The organism is Actinomyces timonensis DSM 23838, assembly GCF_000295095.1.
Classification (GTDB): domain Bacteria; phylum Actinomycetota; class Actinomycetes; order Actinomycetales; family Actinomycetaceae; genus Actinomyces; species Actinomyces timonensis.
On the sequence record NZ_JH806633.1, the window covers coordinates 193154 to 213170 of the forward strand.

Below are 20017 nucleotides of genomic sequence, written 5' to 3' on the forward strand. Positions count from 1 at the left end.
GCGCCCCGTTCGTCTAGCGGCCCAGGACACCGCCCTCTCACGGCGGCAGCACCGGTTCAAATCCGGTACGGGGTACTCAGGCAGCCACCTCTGGCCGCCCGTCCACATGCCCCGTTCGTCTAGCGGCCCAGGACACCGCCCTCTCACGGCGGCAGCACCGGTTCAAATCCGGTACGGGGTACTCAGGCAGCCACCTCTGGCCGCCCGTCCTCACGCCCCGTTCGTCTAGCGGCCCAGGACACCGCCCTCTCACGGCGGCAGCACCGGTTCAAATCCGGTACGGGGTACTCCGAATGAGCTCATGAGGCCCGATCGCCACTGGCGGTCGGGCCTTCGTCGTCAAGGGCTTATAGGACGTTTTCTGTTGGTCCTGGTTTCTCCTGGCGCTGGGGTCGATGGCCCGGTCGGCGGTCTCGGCGGGTGCGCGGAGCACCGGCGGCTGCGCTGAGCCCCGGTGGTTGCGCCGAGCACCTTCGGCTGCGTTCCCACCGCACCCCACGGTGCTGGGGGCAACCACCGGTGCAGGAGGCACCCCGCGGCGGACTCCAGGCGCTGGCCGACGACGCCCACGCCCCGCTCCGTGCGGACTGTCTGTACGCGGGTTCGGGGCACAGGACGGGGGTTCGGGGCACAGGACGGGGTCGCTACCCCCGTCCAGTGGGGGAAGACCCCGGACAGAGCGCCGAACCCCCGTCCAGAGGGCCACGACGGCCGCCTATCGGAGGAGGCTTCACCTGGGCTCACACGGGTGACACCCCGCCCCCGCACGTGCGGACGCGCGCCAGGGTTGCGGACGTGCCCCCGGGGCGCGTCGGCAACCCCAAGGCACGTCCACAACCCTCAGACACGTCCGCAACAAGGCGAGTCCCGCGCGCCGACGATCGCGACGCCGGGGAGCCTCGCCCCGAGGGCGGCGCGGGTGGGATCGGGAGGCGTGGGTGGGGCTCATATGGCCCCTGACTTCATCACGCCGATACTGGCGTTATCGCAACGGAAACCCGCCGTCCGGCCAACACGATGTGTCCGGGGTCCCCGCTGCCCGATCAGTGAGTCAAGACGCGGGTTTGCCCTGCCATTGCAACGGAAACCTCGTGTCCGACCAACACGGAATGTCCGGGGATGAACTGGGGACGAACCGACTCGAGCCCCGAGGAAACCCCGCGATTCCAACGAAAACCAGGCCTCAAACCAACACAAAGTGTCCTATAAGCGTCGTCAAGTCCCGAGCAGCTGGCCGGCGCTGACGACGCGCAGGCCGCGGGACTGGATGCGCTCCACCGAGCGGCCCACTTCCTCCATGAGCTCGGTGTACGGCTGGCTCCGGCCGTCATGGCACAGGATGATCGCCCCGTCCTGCGCGGACTCTCCCACCTCCTTGGCCGCGGCCGCCCCCGGCGTGTGCAGGCTCCACAGCACCAGGTCCAGGTCCCGGTCCGCCGCGGCGGCCAGGGCGACGGCGTCCACGCGCCCGTACGGCGGGCGCCAGAGCGACGGCGTTGGCGCCCCGGCGGAGGTGATCGCGTCGATCGTGCGATCGAGGCCGGCTCCGAGCTCGTCCGGCGAGGCTCCGTAGACATCCGTGTGGACCCAGTTGTGAACGGCGACCTCGTGCCCCTCGGCCACCTCGCGGGCGATGAGCTCGGGATGGGCCTGTGCCGCCTCGCCCAGAACGAAGAACGTCGCCTTCGCCCCCAGTCGGGAGAGCATGTCGAGCACGACGGGCGTCCAGCGGGGGTCGGGGCCGTCGTCGAAGGTGAGGGCCACCGCCCCCTTGCCCGGTGCTGCCCGGAAGGTCGTCATGGCATCCCTGCGGCCCGAGGCTTCGCTCGGCAGCGGGGCGACGCGGAACGTGGGGGAGCGGCGCCCGTCGTACCAGTGGGTGGCCCCGGCTCCCGCCGCGGCTCCGATGGTGCCCGCGGCGAGCGCGCCCGCCACTGCCAGGGCCCGACGGCGCGAGGAGCGCGCGGGGGCTCCGTCATGATCCGCCGTGGAGGCTCGCGCGACCGGGCGCGCCCCAGCCCCTGACTCGCTGGTCCCGGCGTCCTCCAGCGCGCGGTCGGCTGAGTCCGGTGAGGGCGAGGACGGGGGGGTCATGGGGCTGAGGCTACGCCGAGCCGCCGCATGGCGGGGATTCGCGCCGCCGGGCGGGAGGCGCGAACCGGCCCCCCGGTTGTCACACAGCCTTCTTCCCGGACTCCTGACCCATGCCCGCTCTCTGCCCCCACCTGGGATTCCGCTCGCCCGCGGCGGTGATCCGATCGAGGCGGGCGATCTGAGCCCCGGTGAGCGAGAGCCTGGTCGCCGCGAGGTTGGAGGCGAGGTGGTTCGGACTGGTCGTCCCGGGGATGGGGACCACGTCGTCGCCCTTGGCCAGGAGCCAGGCGAGGGCCACCTGGGCCGGGCTCGCCCCCGCCTCGCGGGCGACCTGGCGCACCACCTCCACCTGGCGCAGGTTCTCCGCGAGATTCCGGCGCCGCCACCTGGGCAGGAAGCGGCGGAAATCCAGGAGGGGGAGATTCGTCGTCGCCGACGGCGACCCGGTGAGCATGCCCCGCCCGAGCGGGCTGTAGCAGACGACGCCGATGCCCAGCTCCCTGGCCGTGTCGAGGGCCCTCTCCTCGATCTCACGGCTGAACAGCGACCACTCCATCTGGATGGCGGCGAGCGGATGCGTCGCATGGGCCCGCCGGATCTGCTCGCTCGTCGCCTCGCTGACCCCCAGGTGGAGGATCTTCCCGGCGGCCACCGCCTCCGCCATCGCGCCGATGGACTCCTCGACCGGCACCCTCGGATCGACGCGGTGCAGGTAGTAGAGGTCGATGCGGTCGGTTCCCAGGCGCTCCAGCGATCCGTCGATGGCGCGCCTGATCGACTCGGGCCGGCCATCCAGGCCGATCGGCAGCCCGAGCCCCGGCATGGTGCGGATGCCGGTCTTCGTGGCCAGGAGGACGGCGTCGCGGCGCTCGCCCAGGGCCTGGCCGACCAGCCGCTCGCTGGAGCCCCGGCCATACATCTCCGCCGTGTCGATCAGGGTGATGCCCAGGTCGATCGCGCGGGCGATGGCCTGCCGGGACGAATCGGTGTCCGGGCGCCCGTAGACCAGGCTCATGCCCATGCAGCCCAGTCCGACGTCGACGACGACGCGCTGACCTTGCCCGGGACCTCCCTCGGCGAGGTCGTCGACCGCGTCGTCACGCCCCTGCACGCCCTGAAGACCTCCGACCGGGTCTTCGCCGAGCTCTACGCGCGCGTCTCCGCGGCGGACCCCGGCCTCGTCGACCAAGCGGACGACCAGCTCCACGAGCGGCTCGTCGCCATCCTGGCCACGCGCAACCCGCAGATGGGCCGCCGCGAGATCTCCACCGCCACGAGCATCGTCGAGGGCATGTTCTCCGCCATCGTCACGCGCGCGACCCTCACAGGCGACCCTGGGACCGACCTCATCGAGATGAAGCGCGCCATCGTCGCCTACCTGGAGGCCCGCGGCATCCACTGACGCCCGCCCGCCGGTGCCCGCCGCTGCTCGGACCGGTGCTCTAGACTGCCGCCGTGACGAACTTCCCCTCTCTTGGCGCCCCAGGCCCGATCCCGGAGGACGCGATGAGGATCGTGCCACTGGGAGGCCTCGGCGAGATCGGGCGCAACATGACCGTCTACGAGGTGGACGGCAAGCTCCTCATCGTCGACTGCGGCGTCCTCTTCCCCGAGGACGACCAGCCCGGCGTCGACCTCATCCTGCCCGACTTCTCCTACATCGAGGACCGCCTCGACGACGTCGTCGCCCTCGTCCTCACCCACGGGCACGAGGACCACATCGGCGGTGTCCCCTACCTGCTGCGCCTGCGCGACGACATCCCGCTGGTGGGCTCCGAGCTCACCCTGGCCTTCATCGAGGCCAAGCTCAAGGAGCACCGCATCCGCCCCGTCCTGCGCGAGGTCCACGAGCACGAGCGCGTGGCCTACGGCCCCTTCGAGATGGAGTTCGTGGCCGTCAACCACTCCATCCCCGACGCCATGGCCGTCATGATCCGCACCGACGCGGGGACCGTCCTGGGCACCGGCGACTTCAAGATCGACTCCCTGCCCATCGACGGGCGCATCACCGACCTGCGCGCCTTCGCCCGCTTCGCAGACGAGGGCGTCGACCTGTTCTGCGTGGACTCCACCAACGCCGAGGTCCCCGGCATGGTCGCCCACGAGAACCAGATCGGCCCCGTGCTCGACTCCGTCTTCGGCGAGTCCGACGGGCAGATCATCGTCGCCTCCTTCTCCAGCCACGTCCACCGCGTCCAGCAGGTCCTCGACGCCGCCGCCCTCCACGGGCGCCGCGTGGCCCTCATCGGGCGCTCCATGGTGCGCAACATGGGTATCGCCGCCGAGCGCGGCTTCCTCAAGGTCCCCGACGGCGTCCTCATCGACGCCCGCGACATCACCAGCCTGCCGGCCGACGAGCGGGTCCTCATGGTCACCGGTTCCCAGGGCGAGCCCATGGCGGCGCTCAGCCGCATGGCCCACGGGGAGCACCGCTCCGTCACCGTGGAGCCGGGGGACACCGTCATCCTGGCCTCCTCCCTCATCCCCGGCAACGAGAACTCCGTCTACCGGGTCATCAACCAGCTCATGCGGCTCGGCGCCCGCGTCGTCCACCGCGACAACGCCCGCGTCCACGTCTCGGGGCACGCCTCCTCCGAGGAGCTCCTGCACGTCTACAACATCGTGGCGCCCCGCAACGTCATGCCCATCCACGGCGAGATCCGCCACCTCGTGGCCAACGGCGCCCTGGCCGTCAAGACCGGCGTGCCGCCCAAGAACGTCATGCTGTGCGAGGACGGCGTCGTCGTCGACCTCCTCGACGGCCAGGCGCGGATCGCCGGCCAGGTGCCCTGCGGCTACGTGTTCGTCGACGGAGCCTCCGTCGGCGAGATCGACGAGGCCGAGCTCAAGGACCGCCGCATCCTCGCCGAGGAGGGCTTCGTCTCCGTCTACGCCGTCGTGGAGACCTCCACCGGCACGATCCTGGCCGGCCCGGACATCCAGGCCCGCGGCATGGCCGAGGACGACTCCGTCTTCGACGAGGTCCTTCCCGACGTCACCGCCGCCCTCCAGCAGGGGCTCGACGGCGGCAGGGCCGACGCCTACTCCCTGCAGCAGGCCATGCGCCGGGCCCTGGGCCGCTGGGTCGCCCGGCGCCTGCGCCGCCGCCCCATGATCGTCCCCGTCGTCATCGAGGCCTGAGGCCCATGAGCGCCCGCAGGCCCGCCTGCTTCATCTCCACCGGCAGCGTCCTCATCGACCTGCCCCTCCAGGTCAACAGGATCCCCGCGCCCGGCGGGGCGGTCACCGCCAGCTCCACCGGGCCGGTCGTGGGAGGCGGGTACACGGTGGTCTCCGCCGTCGCCCGGCAGGGCAAGCCCGCCGCGCTCGCGGCCACCCTGGGCACCGGCCCCAACTCCGCGCTCGTGCGCGAGGCCATGATGCTCGACGGCGTCGAGCTCGTCGTCGAGGAGCTCGTGGGCGATATCGGCACGTGCATCACCCTCATCGAGCCCTCCGGGCGGCGCACCTTCGTCACCAACGAGGGCATCGAGGCCGAGCCCCAGCTCGACGACCTGCGCCAGCTCGACCTCCTGCCCGGCGACTGGGTCCACGCCACCGGCTACGACATCGTCCACCCCCTGAGCCACAGGGTCCTGGCCGACTGGCTCGTCGACCTGCCCGACGGGGTCGGCCTCGTCATCGACCTGGGGCCCGTGGAGCCCGAGATCGGCGCGACGACGCTGGGCCGCCTGCTCGCCCGCGCCACCCTGCTGACCGGCAACCACCTGGAGATCACCCAGCTGAGCGCCCGCCTCGGCAGCCCCGGGGCGCTGCGCGAGGCCTGCCCGGGGGCGCTCATCGTGCGCCGCACCGGCGTCCAAGGCTGCGTCCTCTGGCCCGCCGGCGGTACCCCCATCGAGGTCGCCGGCTTCTCCCGCGACGTCGTGGACACCACCGGGGCGGGGGACACCCACACCGGGGTGCTCGTGGCCGGTCTCATGGACGGCCTCGACGAGGTCACCGCCGCCACGAGGGCCAACGCGGCCGCCGCCGAGGCCGTCTCCCGGCAGGGCCCGGCCCGCTGCCCCCTGCGCGAGGAGATCGACGCCCTGCTGAGCGAGGCCTGAGCCCTCCCGCCCCGGGAGGTGTGGCGCACTCTTCGCCCGCCGGGCGGCGTGGCAGACCCGGCGCGGCAGGCGCGGCCGCTAGCGTGTTGATCATCATGGCCACCCGCAGCACCACGCGAAACGCGAAGCCCTCATCGAGCCCGAATCCGCCCCAGCGCGGCTCGGGCCGCCGCCGTCGCACGCAGCAGGGCTCGGGCCGCGCCAGCGCGACGACCACCATGCCCGCCGCTGCCGCCTCGGGCGCACCGTACGGCGGGTCCCACGGCTACTCCCGCACCGCCTGGGCCTTCGGGCTCCTCGCCCTGGCCGCCGTCACCGGCCTGCGCGAGTGGTTCGGTGTGTCCGGCGCCGCCGGCGGCTTCCTCCACCACTTGGCCGCCGGCCCCGTCGGCGTGCTCAGCATCATCGTGCCGATCCTCCTGGCGGCCCTCGGGATCGCCATCCTGCGCGTCCACCGCCTCACCAACGTCCACGCCCGCGTGAGCGTCGGCGGCCTGGGCATCCTCGTCGGGCTCACTGGCATCATCCACGTCGCCTCCGGGCAGCCCGTCCTCGCCGCGGGCATCGACGGCGTCGAAGGGGCCGGGGGCCTGCTCGGCTGGCTCTTCGGGGCGCCCCTTGCCGGGCTCTTCGGCGGCGTCGGCGCCGTCATCCTCCTGCTCCTGCTCATCGCCTTCTCCGCGCTCGTGGTCTCCGGCAAGACCGTCGCCGAGCTGCGCGACATCGCCGCCGCCCGCCGACCCGAGGCCGACGCCGACTCCCCGGCGGACAGCTGGTCCACCCGCGCGCTCGGCAGGGTCCGCCAAGCCCTCGGCCCGCGCCCCCAGGGCTCGGACGCCGACCTCACGGCCACCACCGCGCTTGACTCCTACGACGGCGATGAGCCCTTCCGCTCCGCCATCGAGACGGAGGACGATCCCTCGAAGGACACTGCCAGCGGCGCCAGGACCACCAAGGGATCCTCGCGCAAGCGCGGCTCCGGCCTGCGCCCCCGGATCACCCCGGAGGAGGACGACTCCCCCGCCGCGCCGAAGCAGCGGGGAGCGCGCGGGCGCGGGACGGGGGCCGCCAGCGGCGCTGGCGCCGTCGACATCCCCGTGGGCGCCGACCCCACCACCGAGATCATCGCCGAGCCCGACGCCCCCCAGGGCCCGCCCTCCCTCACCCCGCGCGGCGTGTCCGCCACGGCGCCGGGGGAGCGGCCCGTCCCGCCCGCGGACCCCGAGGCCGTCACTGACGAGACCCCCGCGATCGAGCCGGACCTCGCCGACGAGATCGAGATGGCCGGCGGAGCCGCCATGGCCCTGCCCGACGGCACCACCTACTCGCTTCCCGACTCCGCCCTCCTGGAGGCCGGCGCCGGGCACGCCACCCACACCGAGGCCAATGACGCCGTCGTCGAGGCGCTCCAGAACGTCTTCACCGAGTTCAACATCGACGCCACCGTCTCGGGCTACACCCGCGGCCCCCAGGTCACCCGCTACGAGGTCCACCGCGGCCGGGGCGTCAACGTCTCCAAGATCACCGGGCTGGAGAAGAACATCGCCTACGCGGTGGCCTCCGACGAGATCCGCCTCCTCACCCCCATCCCCGGCAAGTCCGCCATCGGCATCGAGATCCCCAACTCCGACCGCGAGATGGTCAAGCTCGGGGACGTCCTGCGCTCGGGGGCCGCCAAGAAGCAGGCGCACCCCCTCGTCGTGGGCCTGGGCAAGAACGTCGAGGGCGACTACATCGTCACCAACCTCGCCAAGACCCCGCACATGCTCGTCGCGGGGCAGACCGGCTCCGGGAAGTCCTCCTTCGTCAACTCCATGATCACCTCGATCATGATGCGCGCCACCCCCGAGGAGGTCCGCATGGTGCTCGTGGACCCCAAGCGCGTGGAGCTGACCATCTACGAGGGCATCCCGCACCTCATCACCCCCATCATCACCTCCCCGAAGAAGGCCGCCGAGGCCCTGGAGTGGGTGGTGCGCGAGATGGACGCCCGCTACGACGACCTCGCCTCCTTCGGCTTCAAGCACATCGACGACTTCAACAAGGCGATCCGCGCCGGCGAGGTCCAGCCCCTGCCCGGCAGCCAGCGCATCCTCAGCCCCTACCCCTACCTCCTCGTCGTCGTCGACGAGCTCGCCGACCTCATGATGACCGCCCCCAAGGACGTCGAGGCCTCCATCCAGCGCATCACCCAGCTGGCGCGCGCCGCCGGCATCCACCTCGTGCTGGCCACCCAGAGGCCCGTCGCGCAGGTCGTCACGGGCCTCATCAAGTCCAACGTGCCCTCGCGCCTGGCCTTCGCCACCGCCTCCCAGCTCGACTCGCGCGTCATCCTCGACCAGAACGGCGCCGAGACCCTCACCGGTCAGGGCGACGCCCTCTACCTCGGCCCCGGCGCCTCCACCCCCATCCGCGTGCAGGGCTCGTGGGTGACCGAGTCCGAGATCCGCGCCGTCGTCGAGCACGTCAAGGGCCAGCTCACGCCCGAGTACCGCGAGGACGTCATCGTCCCCGAGGTCAAGAAGCAGATCGACGAGGAGATCGGCGACGACATGGACCTGCTCCTGCAGGCCGCCGAGCTCATCATCACCAGCCAGTTCGGCTCGACCTCCATGCTCCAGCGCAAGCTGCGCGTCGGCTTCGCCAAGGCCGGGCGCCTCATGGACCTGCTGGAGTCGCGCGAGGTCGTCGGCCCCTCCGAGGGCTCCAAGGCCCGCGACGTGCTGGTCCAGCCCGAGCAGCTCGAGGAGACCCTCGCCTGGATCAAAGGCGAGGGCGAGGCCCCGCAGATCGACGACCCCGGCGCCTCGGACGCCACCGCCGCGCGCGTGCCCTCCGGCCTCCAGCCAGGCACCCCGCGCGAGGTGGGCCTGCCGACCGACCGCTACGCCGTCGACCCCCTCGAGGCCGGCGACGACGCCCCCGTGAGCGAGTCCTGGGATGACGAGTCCGCCTCCGAGGACTCCGAGGACGCCTGGAGCCTCACCGGTCGCGGCCAGTCCTGGTAGGCGCGGGCCCCTAGCCTCGCGGCCGCACCACCGGCGCCGTGGCCCCCGCGGCCGGTGCCGGTGGCTCCTCCGAGTAGGTCTGCGCGTTGACGACGGCGCTCACCTCCTGGAACCTGCGGGTGAGCTCATCGGCGCCCAGTGACGAGCCCTCCGGCACCTCGCCGCCGGCCGCGGCCCCCAGGTCGATGAGCTCGTGCCCGCCGAAGGTGTCCACCGTGAAGGGGTGCCAGTGGAGGGCGTCCACGCGCGCCTCTTGCCTCCCCTCGGCATCCTCGGTGACGGTCACATCCACCCACACGAACAGCCCGATCGCGGTGAGCACGCTCCCCAGCTCCTCGGACTGGTTGGAGATGAAGTTCCCCGCGGAGTAGGACGCCCACATGCCCCGGCCCCCGGGGCCGCCGGGGACGAGCTCATTGGTCTCGGGCACATGCGGGTGCGCCCCGAAGAGGACATCGACCTGGCCGGTCGCGGCTACCGCCTGGGCGAATTCCCGCTGCTCCGCCACGGGCTCGGCGGAGTACTCCTCGCCGAGCTGGGCGTGCAGGACGACGACGTCGGCCCCGGCCTGGCGCGCCGCCCGCGCCTGGGACTCCACCCAGGCGACATCGTTGAGGTTGACCGCCCAGGTGGGGTCGGCGCTGAACCCGTTGAGCCCGTAGGTGGAGGACAGCTGCGCGACGGTGATCGTCATGCCGTCGCGAGTGAGGTCGTAGAGCTGATAGGGGGTGGCCGACTCCGCCTCGGTGCGGTTCGTGCCCGAGTAGCCCATGCCGGAGGCCGCCAGGGCATCGGCCGTGGTGGTCACGCCCTCGAAGCCCTTGTCCCAGGCGTGGTTCGACGCCGTCGCGCAGCCGTCCCAGCCGGAGCGCGCCAGGGCCTGGACGAGGGTCGGGGTCGTCCCGAACACCGGGTAGCCCGAGGGGACGCCGTCGGGCGAGACGGGGACCTCCATCCCGCACAGGGCGAGGTCCACCCCGCTCGACCATGGCGCGGCCGCGGCGATGAGCGGCTCGATATCGCCCCCGCCTCCCGCCGTGTCGTCCATGACGGGCATATGGGGCAGGACGTCGCCGGCGTAGCCGATCGTCACATGCGCCTCCCGCGGCCCGGCGGGCGAGGGCGAGGCGGGGGAGGGGACGGGTGCGGGCGGCGCGGCCCCCTCCGGGGCATCGTGGGCGCCGAGGAGTCCAAGGCCCCGCGCGCCCAGGAGGGCGAGTCCCAGGGCGACGACGACGGCGACGGCGAGGAGCAGCGCCGCGCGCGCCGGACGCGCCGGACGGCTCGCGCGGTGTCCGCCGTGGGCGGCGCCGGGGCGGGCAGGACGATCAGGGCCGCTCGCGGAGGATCTGTTCAGGGAGTCCAGGTCCATAGATTCAGGATAAGAATCCATAGGCCTTCCTGTCAGGCCATGGGCCAACCGGATTCCCCCGATTCCTCTAGGCTGGGGACGATGAACGCCACCCCGCCCCCATCCCCACCGGGTCCCTCCGCGCCCACCCAGGCCGGTGGCCAGGGCGCCCCCGTGGGAGAGGCGCCCCTGCTCAACATCGCCAACGCCCTGACCGTCCTGCGCATCATCCTCGTGCCGGTCTTCGTCTGGCTCATGCTCCAGCCGGGCGATGGGATGCGCCTGGCCGCCGCCGTCGTCTTCATGGTTGCCGCCGCGACCGACCGGCTCGACGGGCAGCTCGCGCGCTCGCGCAACCTCATCACCAGCTTCGGCAAGATCGCCGACCCCATCGCGGACAAGGCCCTCACCCTGTCCGCCTTCATCCTCCTCAGCGTCGCCGGGCGCCTGTGGTGGTGGGTGACGATCCTCATCATCGTGCGCGAGCTCGGCATCACCGTCATGCGCTTCGCCATGCTCCGGCGTGCCGTCATGGCCGCCTCGCGGGGCGGCAAGATCAAGACGGTCCTGCAGATCCTCGCGCTCGTCGGCCTCCTCCTGCCCTGGCACGCCGTGCTCCCCGCGGCCCTGGCCACCGGCCTGCTGTGGCTCTCCTACGCGCTGGTCGCCGCCGCCCTCGTCGTCACCGTGGTCACCGGCATCGACTATGTCCTCCAGGCCATCCGCATCTCGCGCGGGCAGTCCACCGCCGGCCGGGCGGGAGGCGCGGCGAGCGCTGGCTCCCGCCATGGGTGAGGAGACCGGCGCAGCCCCCGCCTGGCCCGCGGGGCGCCAGGCGGCGGGCGACCTCCTGAATGCCCTCGGCGAGCGCGGGCTCACCCTCGGCGTCGCCGAGTCGCTGACCGCTGGCATGGTCTCCTCCACCCTGGGAGGGGTGCCCGGGGCCTCCACCGTCCTCGTGGGCGCCGTCGTCTCCTACGCCACGAGGATCAAGGCCGAGCTCCTGGAGGTCGACGCCGACCGCCTCGCCCGCACAGGGCCGGTGGATAGCGTCGTCGCCCAGCAGATGGCGCGGGGCGCCGCCCGCCTCCTCGGGGTGGATGTGGGACTGGCCACCACCGGTGTGGCCGGGCCCGGCCCCGCCGACGGGCACCCGGCCGGGACGGTCCACATCGCCGCAGTCGGCCCCTGGGGGAGCGTGGAGCGCCAGCTGTGCCTGGTCGGCGGGCGCGACGAGATCCGCGCCGCGACCACCCTGGAGGTCCTGCGCCTGGGCGCGCGCGCCGCGCGCGGGGAGCTCTGAGGCGGCGCCGCCCACGGGCCCGGGCGCCTGGAGGATCGGGGACCGGCAGGGGTGCTGTGCGAGATCTGTGCGGGATCCGCGCGCAATCATGGCCCGCTCATGAGCGCCGCCAAGGGTCCTCTCAGGCACCGACGACATGCTTCATGGCAACGGCCGGGAGGCGGGTGATGAATCCGCGATCCGCGCCGGGAATGAACCCCCGCAGTGAATGGTTGTGCCACGTGATGAATGAGATGACTCGCCCCCGCTCCGCCCGCCCGTCCCGACTGGCGCACTGCGCGGCGATGCGCCCAGCGCTCTCGACGGGGTACGGTTCTGCCGTGGACACCACCAAGCACGAGAACGTCCTCCTGCGCCGCGAGATCGGCGAGGTCCTCCGCTCCGTCCGCCAGCACCAGGGTCGCACGCTGCGCGAGGTCTCCTCGCAGGCCCGCGTCTCCCTGGGCTACCTCTCCGAGGTCGAGCGCGGTCAGAAGGAGGCCTCCTCCGAACTGCTCGCCTCGATCTGCCAGGCGCTCGACGCGCCCCTGTCCGCCGTGCTGCGCGAGGTCTCCGAGCGCATCGCCCTGGCCGAGGGCGTCGTCGTGCCCGACACCGTCCCGGACGAGCTCATCCGCCAGCAGGGCGCCATCGCGCGCTGACGCCGGCGGGCCCAGCCCGTCCGAACCCGATCCCCGGGGGCCGCGAGACCGCCCGGGGCTCTTCCTATCTGCCCGCCTCGCGCCCTCGCCGCACATCTCCTCCCACCCAACGCATCCGTTCCCCTGACCAGGAGCCCTCATGAAGCACTCCGAGTTCTGGCGGGCCCTCGACGAGGTCTTCGGCTCCGCCTACGGGCGCTCGCTCGCCCAGGACCTCGTCCTGCAGCCCTGGTCGATGACCGCCCTGCAGGCCCTCGACGCCGGTGAGTCGCCCCGGCGGGTCTGGGACGCCCTGTGCGATGAGACCGAGCGCAGCGAGGCGGAGCGCTGGGTCTACCGCGACGATCCGCGCGCCCGCAAGCGGTAGGGCGCCAGAACGTGGGCGGGGGCTCCGAGCGCGCCGTCGGGGCGCGCCGGGCCGGCATCGTGACACGCCGACGCGCCGGTTGCGGATTCGAACACGTGTTCGGCTAGAGTTCACCACGGACGCGCCGCGAGCCCGCACAGGCCCCGTTCTGTGGAGGAGCGCGGATACATGTCAGTGGTCCGGCATACCGTCGTCCACGAGCCCCGGAGAGGGGATCTCGTCCTCAAGGACCAGCCCTGACCACCGCGGCCCACCGCCGCCCGAGCCGGAGAAGACACCATGCCCGCAGCAACCCAGAACCAGGATCGGTCCAAGGCCCTGGCCACCGCTCTCGCCCAGATCGACAAGTCCTTCGGCAAGGGCTCCGTCATGCGCCTGGGCGATGACAGCCGCCCGCCCGTGGCCGTCATCCCCACCGGCTCCACCGCGCTCGACGTCGCGCTCGGTATCGGCGGCCTGCCCCGCGGGCGCATCATCGAGATCTACGGCCCCGAGTCCTCCGGTAAGACCACCGTCGCCCTCCACGCCGTCGCCAGCGCCCAGAAGGCCGGCGGGAACGCCGCCTTCATCGACGCCGAGCACGCCCTCGACCCTGTCTACGCCAAGGCCCTGGGGGTGGACACGGACAACCTGCTCGTCTCCCAGCCGGACACCGGTGAGCAGGCCCTCGAGATCGCGGACATGCTCATCCGCTCCGGCGGGCTGGACATCATCGTCATCGACTCCGTGGCCGCGCTGGTTCCCAAGGCGGAGATCGAGGGGGAGATGGGGGACTCGCACGTTGGCCTCCAGGCCCGCCTCATGAGCCAGGCGCTGCGCAAGATCACCGGCGCCCTGTCCGCCACGGGCACCACGGCCATCTTCATCAACCAGCTGCGCGAGAAGATCGGCGTCTTCTTCGGCAGCCCGGAGACCACCACCGGTGGCAAGGCCCTCAAGTTCTACGCCTCCGTGCGCATCGACGTCCGCCGCATCCAGACCCTCAAGGACGGGGACCAGCCGGTGGGCAACCGCACCCGCGCCAAGGTGGTGAAGAACAAGATGGCCCCGCCGTTCAAGCAGGCCGAGTTCGACATCCTCTACGGCCGCGGCATCTCCCGCGAGGGCGGCCTGCTGGACCTGGGCGTGGAGAACGGCATCGTGCGCAAGTCCGGCGCCTGGTTCACCTACGGCACGGACCAGCTCGGCCAGGGCAAGGAGAACGCCCGCGCCTTCCTTGTGGACAACCCCGCCCTCGCCGATGAGATCGAGCAGAAGATCCTCGCCGCCCTGGGCATTGGGGAGGCCGGGCGCAAGGCCCAGGAGGAGGCCGCGGCCGCTGCTGCCGCCGCGGAGGCGGACGCTGCGGCAGCCGCTGCCGAGGCAGCCCTCCAGGCCGCCGCGGAGACGAAGGCCCCAGCCAAGAGTTCGGGGCGCGGCTCGGGCAAGGGCTCGGGGAAGGGCGGCGCCAAGAGCGGCGCGAAGAAGTCCTCGGCCCTGGACATCGACGCCGCTTTCGGTGAGGACGCCGGCGGCTTCTGATGCCCTGGCTCACCCCTGACACGCATCAGGAGGAGGTCGAGGCGGCGCGGGAGACCGTCCTGCGCCGCCTCGACCGCGCCCCCGCGCCGCGCGCGGCCCTCGCCGAGCTGCTGGAGCGCAAGGAGACCGACCCCCGGGTGGCGGAGGAGGTGCTCGACCGCCTCGAGGCCGCGGGCCTCATCGACGACGCCTCTTACGCCGCGACCTTGGCCCGCACGCGCTTCCATGAGAAGGGGGCGGCCCGCCGCGCTATCGCCGACGAGCTGCGGCGCAAGGGCCTGGGGGAGAGGGCCATCAGCGCCGCCCTGGCCCAGATCAGCGGCGACGACGAGGCCGGCGCGGCGCTCGTCCTGGCGCGCAAGAAGTTGCGGGCCACGCGCGGGCTCGATCCTGTGGTCCGCAAGCGGCGCGCCCTGGCGGCGCTGGGCCGCAAGGGCCACTCCCAGGGCGTGGCCTTCAGCGCCATCGAGCGCGCCCTCGCCGAGGAGTCCCGGGAGGCCTGACCGAATAGCCGGACGTTCCGTCGATCGCACCGGTCTCGAATGACTGGGCGAATCGACGGCGCGCGGCTCTCGCGCTTCAGAGGCGGGAGGGAAGCTGCCCCTCTCAATCTCCTGCGGATTCCTCCAAGGCGGCGCTCACCCGGCGGTGGGCCTCCCAGATCTCCTCGGGCAGGTCCTCGAACTGGGACAGGTGCTCCTCGCGCAGGCGCATCTCCTGGCGCCAGCGCTCGGTGTCGATGCGCAGCACCCGCTCCAGGTCGGCGCGGTCGCCCTTGAAGCCGTCGAGGTTGAGCTCCTCGATGCGAGGCACCAGGCCGACCGGGGTGCGCGTGCCCTCGGCGCGACCCTCCTTGACATCGATGAGCCACAGCAGCGCCCGAAGGTTCTCCCCGTAGCCCGGCCACAGGAAGCGGCCATTCTCAGGATCCCTCTGGAACCAGTTGACATGCGCGAAGATCGGCTTGTCCTCGGCTGAGCCCAGGATGTCAAGCCAGTGGCGCGCGTATTCCCCTTCGGGGAAGGACATGAAGGGGCGCATGGACATGGGGTCGTAGCGAAGGTGCCCCTCGGTTCCCTCTGCGGCGAAAGTCGCCTCGGCGCCCAGGGTGAGCCCGTCGTAGACGCCCTCCGCCAGGTCCGTGATGGCCCGGATGAGCGGCTCGCGGTCGCGGCAGCGCCCGCCGAAGATGATGGCGTCGATCGGCACGCCGTCGGCGCGCTCGTAGTCTTTCGCGATATTGGGAACCACGGACAAGCGGGCCGTGAAACGCGAGTTCTTCTGGGACCACAGGTCGGTGTCCTCCCCTGAGCGCTGATGCTCCACCGGGCGATCCGAGATGAGCTCGTTCCTCCAGTCGCGCCAACCGGCGACGTCCTCCGGGTAGTCGGGTGTCTTGCCCTCCCACCACAGCTCCTTGGTGCCCTCGTGGTGGGCGACGTTGACGAAGATGGTGCCAGTGCCCTCCGCCACCGCCTTCATGGCGTTCGGGTTCGACTCCCAGTTCGTGTCCTTGGCGACCCCGAAGGTGCCGTACTCGGGGTTCATGCCGTAGACGCGGCCATCGTCGCCCACGCGCAGCCAGACGATGTCGTCGCCATAGAACTCGACCTCGTAGCGCTCACCGAGCGCGTCAGGCGGGAGCATCATGGCCAGGTTCGTCTTGCCGGAGGCCGAGGGCATGCCCCCGCAGATGTGGTAGGCGCGGCCGGTCTTCTTGTCCCGAATGCCGATGAGCATGAACTGCTCGCCCATGAACCTCTTGGATGCCCAGCCGTCGTAGGAGCCCTGCCGCAGGCCGTGGGCGATCTTGCCCAGGAGGGCGTTGCCCCCGTAGGCCGATCCGAAGTGGAGGATCATGCGATCGTCGGCGATCGTCGCGAAGAGTCTCTTGTCCTCGCTCGTGCCCTGGCCGAGACTGTCCAGGTCGCCCGTGGCGTGCACCGCCCGGACGAAGAACTCGGGGGCTGGGAGGCTGTTGAGGTAGTCAGCGCCGACGCGGGCCATGCGCAGCATCTGCAGGACGACGACGCGGTTGTCGGAGAGCTGCACCCCAACGGCCCAGCGGGAAAGAGGGGATCCGGGCGGCGCCATGAGGTAGGGGACCACGTACATGGTCTTGCCCCTCATCGCCCCTCTCATGCGGCCGATCTGCGCAGCGCGTGTCTCGCTGGCGTCTCGCCAGTTGTTGTACAGGCCTTTGTCCGGTGGGTTGTGGGTGGCCACCACTGTGCGCTCCTCGGAGCGCGCGGTGTCCTTGGGGTGGGAGTGCGCGAGGTAGCGGCCGCTCCCGGCCTCGATGAGCTCACCCGCCTCCAGTGCCTCGGCGAGAAGCCGCTCGTCGGCGTCGGCGTCGACAACCTCGATGCGGTCCGGCTCCAGGATGCGAGCCCACTCGGCGACGAACTCGTGGACGTGTGGGTTGGACACTCCTGCTCGGGCAAGGACCTCAGATGAATGCGACATGTGAACTCCAATCGTCGGAGGGTGACAGCCGCAGGGGCGCAGGGTGCTGCGGCCGGGGTCGGCGCCATCATAGACAAGATTTCGGGTATGCGAAATCCTGTGAAAATGCTGTGGGTGTGGGGCATTTCTGCCCCGGGGCAGTGGAGTGGCGCTCGATCCGGTCCTGGGGCAGGGGGCCTGGGAGTCAATTCTGCTGCCGTCGATGGGGGCCGCTTGAGGAGCGCTGTCGATGATCGTTGGGATTCCAACGATCCTGGCCGCCGCCTCGGGCGGTTAGGACGTCGACGGCAGCAGAATTGACGCTCGTGGTCGAGCCGCACGGGGAGGCTCGTCCGGTCGGCTCCCGGGGAGCGTGGACGCCGTCGGTACCCTTGGCCCATGGATGAGACGCGGGGCGAGGAGGCCCTCACGGCGGGCGCTGCGGGACGGACGAGCATGGCCGCGACGGTGGCCGAGCTCGAGGCCCTCGCCGCGCGGGCGGGCATCGCCCCCGAGCACGCTGTCCCCTATGGGCGCGACGTCGCCAAGATCGAGCTCAGCGCCCTCGCTACTGTCGGCGCCCCGACGGCCCTCGGCGACCCTCGCACCCCCGGCGAGCCGAGCGCTCCCGCCAAAGGCGCCCATTGCGTCGTCGTCACCGCGATGAGCCCCACCCCCCTTCGGCGAGGGGAAATCGACCGTCGCCATCGGCCTGGCCCAGGCCCTCGCGCGCCGCCAGCGCCGCGCCGTGCTCACCCTGCGCCAGTCCGCCATGGGCCCCACCTTCGGCATCAAGGGCGGGGCCGGCGGCGCGGGCGGGGCGCGCATCCACCCCGCCGACCGCATGAACCTCCACCTCACCGGCGACTTCCACGCCGTGACCGCCGCCCACAACCTCCTCGCCGCCCTCATCGACAACCACCTCCACCAGGGCAACGCCCTGCGCATCGACGAGCGCTCCCTCACCTGGCCCCGCGTCCTCGACGTCAACGACCGCGCCCTGCGCCACATCGTCACCGGGCTCGGGAGCCGCGTCGACGGCGTCACCCGCCAGTCCTCCTTCGACATCACCCCCGCCAGCGAGGTCATGGTCATCCTCTCGCTCGCCACATCGCTCGCCGACCTGCGCGAGCGGCTCGGCAGGATCGTCGTCGGCCGCGACCTCGACGGCGGCTGGGTGACCGCCGAGGACCTCGGCGCCGCTGGCGCCATGGCCGCCATCCTGCGTGACGCCCTGGCCCCCAACCTCCTGCGCACCGGCGAGGGCGTCCCCGCGCTCATCCACACCGGCCCCTTCGGCAACATCGCCACCGGCTGCTCCTCCGTCATCGCCGACCTCGTCGCGGCGCGCGGCATGGCGGGCGGCGGCTACATCGTCACCGAGGCCGGCTTCGGCTCCGACATGGGCCTGGAGCGCTTCGTCGACCTCAAATGCGCGGTGACCGGGATGGCGCCGCGAGCCGCCGTCCTCGTGGCCACCGCGCGAGCCCTCAAAGCCCACTCCGGGCGCTACCGCCTCACCAGCGGCAAGGAGCTGCCCGAGGAGATGGCCGCCGAGAGCCCCGACGACGTGCGCGCCGGCGCCCCCAACCTCCTCGCGCACCTGCGCATCGTGCGCTCCATGGGCCTGGCGCCCATCATCGCCATCCACGTCTTCCCCACCGACCACCCCAGCGAGATCGAGGAGATCCGGCGCATCGCCGCCGAGGCCGGGGCCACCGCCGCTGCCGTGCGCCCCGTCACGGAGGGAGGCGAGGGCTGCCTGGAGCTCGCCGACGCCGTCGCGGCCGCCTGCGAGAAGGCGGAGGCCAGCCCCGCGCCGCTCGCCCCCGTCTACGACCCCGACGACGACCTGCGCGCCAAGATCGACAAGGTCGCCGCCCTCTACGGGGCCGACGGCGTCGACTACGCGCGCCCCGCCGCCCGGCTCCTCGATGACTACCAGGGGGCCGGCTATGGGGGACTCGCCGTCGTCGTGGCCAAGACGCCCCTGTCGCTCAGCGCCGACCCCGCGCTCACCGGAGCCCCCACCGGCTGGCGCCTGCCCGTGCGCGAGGCGCGCCTGGCCGCCGGGGCTGGATACGTCTACGCGCTCACCGGCGCGATCCCCACCATGCCCGGGCTTCCCGAGAGCCCCGCCGCCGAGCGCATCGACGTCGACACCGCCACGGGGGAGATCCTGGGCCTGCGATGAGGCTGGCGCGGACAAGCCCGCGCCGGCACGGGATCAGGCGCCCAGGGCCTCCCAGGCGGCCAGGCCGCAGGCCGTGAGCACGGGCAACGCGCCCCCTGAGCTCTCAGCGCGCGCAGCATTCTCAGCGCTCTCAGGGTTGTCAGCGTGCTTGCTGCCCCCGCCCGGCTCGAGGCAGGCGGCGCGCTCGACGATCATCTCCCACAGGTCGACGGCGTCCTCGGCCCCGCAGAACACCCTCAGGCAGTCCACATCGCTCAGGCCCCCCACGCTCTCGCGCGCCACAATCACCGTGTGGCCGCAAGCGGTGGCCCGCACCGCCGCCCCATCGCGCAGGCGCCTCAGGAGCCCGGGACCGCAGAGAACATCGGGCCCGCAGTCCTCGGGGGCAGGAGCGCCGCCCTCGGGGAGGAGGGCCGCGGGCATGCCCGCGCCGGACTCGATGACGCCGCGCAGGACCTCCTCCGCCCGGGGCCCGGCCACGGCGATGAGGGCGATCGCCTCCGTCGCGTCGATGATGGCAGCACGCTGGGGGCGGGCGCGACGGGTCAGCTCAGCGGCGCAGCGGTGGCGGTCGGCGGCGTCCGCGACCACGAGGAACTCCTCGTCGCCCAGGCGGTGGACGGTGACGGCGGGGGCGTCGCCGCCGCCTGGCGCGAGGCGGGCCCGCATGGCCAGGCCGACGGGGAGGGGGGAGGCGGGGCCCATGACGGCAGTGCCCGTGGCAGCCGGGTCGGCAGAGGCGGGGCCGGCGAGCGCGGCGTCGAGCGCGGCGCTCGCCAGTGGGCCCTGCGCCTTGAGGGTCGTCAGATGGGAGAGGTCGAGGATGCCGGCCGCGCTCCGCAGCGCCCCCAGCTCTGTGGAGCCAGAGCCATAGCGCAGCGGGAGCTCCCAGCCGTCGCGGACGGTGAAGGAGGCGCCGAGCGCCTCGTGAACGCCATGAAGACAGGTGCCTCGTGCCATCGCTGCTCTCCTCCGCGGGTGCCTGGTCCCATCGTAGTGGGCACCACGACGATCGTGGCCCCG

15 protein-coding genes, 3 tRNA genes and 1 pseudogene are annotated in these 20017 nt (G+C 72.3%); 14 read left to right on the forward strand and 5 right to left on the reverse strand.

The annotated features are described in order from the left end of the window. Positions 1-2: 2 nt before the first annotated feature. The 3 genes from A1QA_RS0107360 to A1QA_RS0107370 all read left to right on the forward strand — a co-directional run bounded on the left by A1QA_RS0107360 (position 3) and on the right by A1QA_RS0107370 (position 287). A tRNA-Glu gene (locus A1QA_RS0107360) sits at positions 3-75 on the forward strand. 33 nt (positions 76-108) lie between these two features. After that, positions 109-181 (forward strand) — tRNA-Glu (locus A1QA_RS0107365). 33 nt (positions 182-214) lie between these two features. Next, positions 215-287 (forward strand) — tRNA-Glu (locus tag A1QA_RS0107370). Between the two features lie 928 nt (positions 288-1215). On the opposite strand, the gene A1QA_RS13985 is transcribed toward A1QA_RS0107370, so the two are convergent. Next, the gene (locus tag A1QA_RS13985) at positions 1216-2094 is read right to left on the reverse strand and encodes a polysaccharide deacetylase family protein (RefSeq protein ID WP_017178265.1); all 879 of its coding nucleotides are present in this window, start codon (positions 2092-2094) and stop codon (positions 1216-1218) included. 79 nt (positions 2095-2173) lie between these two features. Continuing rightward, positions 2174-3205: an aldo/keto reductase gene (locus tag A1QA_RS0107380; RefSeq protein ID WP_425265730.1), complete on the reverse strand. Its 1032-nt coding sequence runs from the start codon at positions 3203-3205 to the stop codon at positions 2174-2176. On the opposite strand from A1QA_RS0107380, the gene A1QA_RS15390 reads away from it, so the two are divergent. From A1QA_RS15390 to A1QA_RS0107400, 4 genes are all read left to right on the forward strand, one after another. Further along, positions 3152-3496, forward strand: a complete 345-nt coding sequence (locus A1QA_RS15390; protein ID WP_017178267.1) for a hypothetical protein — start codon at positions 3152-3154, stop codon at positions 3494-3496. The genes A1QA_RS0107380 and A1QA_RS15390 overlap by 54 nt on opposite strands. A gap of 104 nt (positions 3497-3600) precedes the next feature. After that, positions 3601-5235 (forward strand): ribonuclease J, encoded by a 1635-nt coding sequence (locus A1QA_RS0107390; RefSeq protein ID WP_017178268.1) that lies wholly within the window; start codon positions 3601-3603, stop codon positions 5233-5235. A 5-nt stretch (positions 5236-5240) separates the two neighbouring features. Further along, positions 5241-6164, forward strand: coding sequence for a PfkB family carbohydrate kinase (locus tag A1QA_RS0107395; protein WP_017178269.1), 924 nt, complete (start codon positions 5241-5243; stop codon positions 6162-6164). 95 nt (positions 6165-6259) lie between these two features. After that, positions 6260-9172 (forward strand): FtsK/SpoIIIE family DNA translocase, encoded by a 2913-nt coding sequence (locus A1QA_RS0107400; protein WP_026048780.1) that lies wholly within the window; start codon positions 6260-6262, stop codon positions 9170-9172. Between the two features lie 10 nt (positions 9173-9182). Here A1QA_RS0107400 and A1QA_RS0107405 read toward each other — a convergent pair whose 3' ends face one another. Continuing rightward, complete coding sequence (locus A1QA_RS0107405) at positions 9183-10544, reverse strand: CapA family protein (protein ID WP_017178271.1); 1362 nt, start codon at positions 10542-10544, stop codon at positions 9183-9185. Between the two features lie 81 nt (positions 10545-10625). Between A1QA_RS0107405 and pgsA the strand changes: the two genes are divergently transcribed. The 6 genes from pgsA (at position 10626) to A1QA_RS0107435 (ending at position 14858) form a co-directional block, all read left to right on the forward strand. Continuing rightward, complete coding sequence (gene pgsA / locus A1QA_RS13990; protein ID WP_017178272.1) at positions 10626-11318, forward strand: CDP-diacylglycerol--glycerol-3-phosphate 3-phosphatidyltransferase; 693 nt, start codon at positions 10626-10628, stop codon at positions 11316-11318. Then, positions 11311-11826 carry a CinA family protein gene (locus A1QA_RS0107415; RefSeq protein ID WP_017178273.1) on the forward strand — a complete coding sequence of 172 codons (516 nt, stop codon included), beginning with the start codon at positions 11311-11313 and terminating at the stop codon, positions 11824-11826. The genes pgsA and A1QA_RS0107415 overlap by 8 nt, the downstream gene beginning before the upstream one ends. A 224-nt stretch (positions 11827-12050) precedes the next feature. Continuing rightward, on the forward strand, positions 12051-12467 hold the full coding sequence (locus tag A1QA_RS0107420) for a helix-turn-helix domain-containing protein (protein WP_026048781.1): 417 nt from the start codon (positions 12051-12053) through the stop codon (positions 12465-12467). A gap of 139 nt (positions 12468-12606) precedes the next feature. Beyond that, the gene (locus tag A1QA_RS0107425) at positions 12607-12834 is read left to right on the forward strand and encodes a DUF3046 domain-containing protein (RefSeq protein ID WP_017178276.1); all 228 of its coding nucleotides are present in this window, start codon (positions 12607-12609) and stop codon (positions 12832-12834) included. 279 nt (positions 12835-13113) lie between these two features. Then, on the forward strand, positions 13114-14355 hold the full coding sequence (recA, locus tag A1QA_RS0107430) for a recombinase RecA (protein WP_017178277.1): 1242 nt from the start codon (positions 13114-13116) through the stop codon (positions 14353-14355). Beyond that, entirely contained in the window at positions 14355-14858 is a 504-nt protein-coding gene (locus A1QA_RS0107435) for a regulatory protein RecX (RefSeq protein ID WP_017178278.1), read from the forward strand. The genes recA and A1QA_RS0107435 overlap by 1 nt, the downstream gene beginning before the upstream one ends. A 103-nt stretch (positions 14859-14961) precedes the next feature. Here the strand turns inward: A1QA_RS0107435 and A1QA_RS0107440 are convergent, their stop codons facing one another. Further along, positions 14962-16821 carry a phosphoenolpyruvate carboxykinase (GTP) gene (locus tag A1QA_RS0107440; RefSeq protein ID WP_026048782.1) on the reverse strand — a complete coding sequence of 620 codons (1860 nt, stop codon included), beginning with the start codon at positions 16819-16821 and terminating at the stop codon, positions 14962-14964. A 435-nt stretch (positions 16822-17256) separates the two neighbouring features. Here A1QA_RS0107440 and A1QA_RS13995 point away from each other — a divergent pair. Next, positions 17257-18994, forward strand: a pseudogene (locus A1QA_RS13995) (formate--tetrahydrofolate ligase). Between the two features lie 33 nt (positions 18995-19027). Here A1QA_RS13995 and A1QA_RS14000 read toward each other — a convergent pair. Then, positions 19028-19954, reverse strand: a complete 927-nt coding sequence (locus tag A1QA_RS14000; protein ID WP_017178281.1) for a hypothetical protein — start codon at positions 19952-19954, stop codon at positions 19028-19030. Between the last annotated feature and the right edge of the window lie 63 nt (positions 19955-20017).

Excerpts from the sequence above, each read along its gene's own strand:
- A1QA_RS13985 (WP_017178265.1), bottom strand. The coding sequence starts at position 2,094 with ATGACCCCCCCGTCCTCGCCCTCACCGGACTCAGCCGACCGCGCGCTG.
- A1QA_RS0107390 (WP_017178268.1), top strand. The coding sequence starts at position 3,601 with ATGAGGATCGTGCCACTGGGAGGCCTCGGCGAGATCGGGCGCAACATG.
- A1QA_RS0107395 (WP_017178269.1), top strand. The coding sequence starts at position 5,241 with ATGAGCGCCCGCAGGCCCGCCTGCTTCATCTCCACCGGCAGCGTCCTC.
- A1QA_RS0107400 (WP_026048780.1), top strand. The coding sequence starts at position 6,260 with ATGGCCACCCGCAGCACCACGCGAAACGCGAAGCCCTCATCGAGCCCG.
- A1QA_RS0107405 (WP_017178271.1), bottom strand. The coding sequence starts at position 10,544 with ATGGACCTGGACTCCCTGAACAGATCCTCCGCGAGCGGCCCTGATCGT.
- pgsA (WP_017178272.1), top strand. The coding sequence starts at position 10,626 with ATGAACGCCACCCCGCCCCCATCCCCACCGGGTCCCTCCGCGCCCACC.
- A1QA_RS0107415 (WP_017178273.1), top strand. The coding sequence starts at position 11,311 with ATGGGTGAGGAGACCGGCGCAGCCCCCGCCTGGCCCGCGGGGCGCCAG.
- A1QA_RS0107420 (WP_026048781.1), top strand. The coding sequence starts at position 12,051 with ATGAATGAGATGACTCGCCCCCGCTCCGCCCGCCCGTCCCGACTGGCG.
- A1QA_RS0107425 (WP_017178276.1), top strand. The coding sequence starts at position 12,607 with ATGAAGCACTCCGAGTTCTGGCGGGCCCTCGACGAGGTCTTCGGCTCC.
- recA (WP_017178277.1), top strand. The coding sequence starts at position 13,114 with ATGCCCGCAGCAACCCAGAACCAGGATCGGTCCAAGGCCCTGGCCACC.
- A1QA_RS0107435 (WP_017178278.1), top strand. The coding sequence starts at position 14,355 with ATGCCCTGGCTCACCCCTGACACGCATCAGGAGGAGGTCGAGGCGGCG.
- A1QA_RS0107440 (WP_026048782.1), bottom strand. The coding sequence starts at position 16,821 with ATGTCGCATTCATCTGAGGTCCTTGCCCGAGCAGGAGTGTCCAACCCA.
- A1QA_RS14000 (WP_017178281.1), bottom strand. The coding sequence starts at position 19,954 with ATGGCACGAGGCACCTGTCTTCATGGCGTTCACGAGGCGCTCGGCGCC.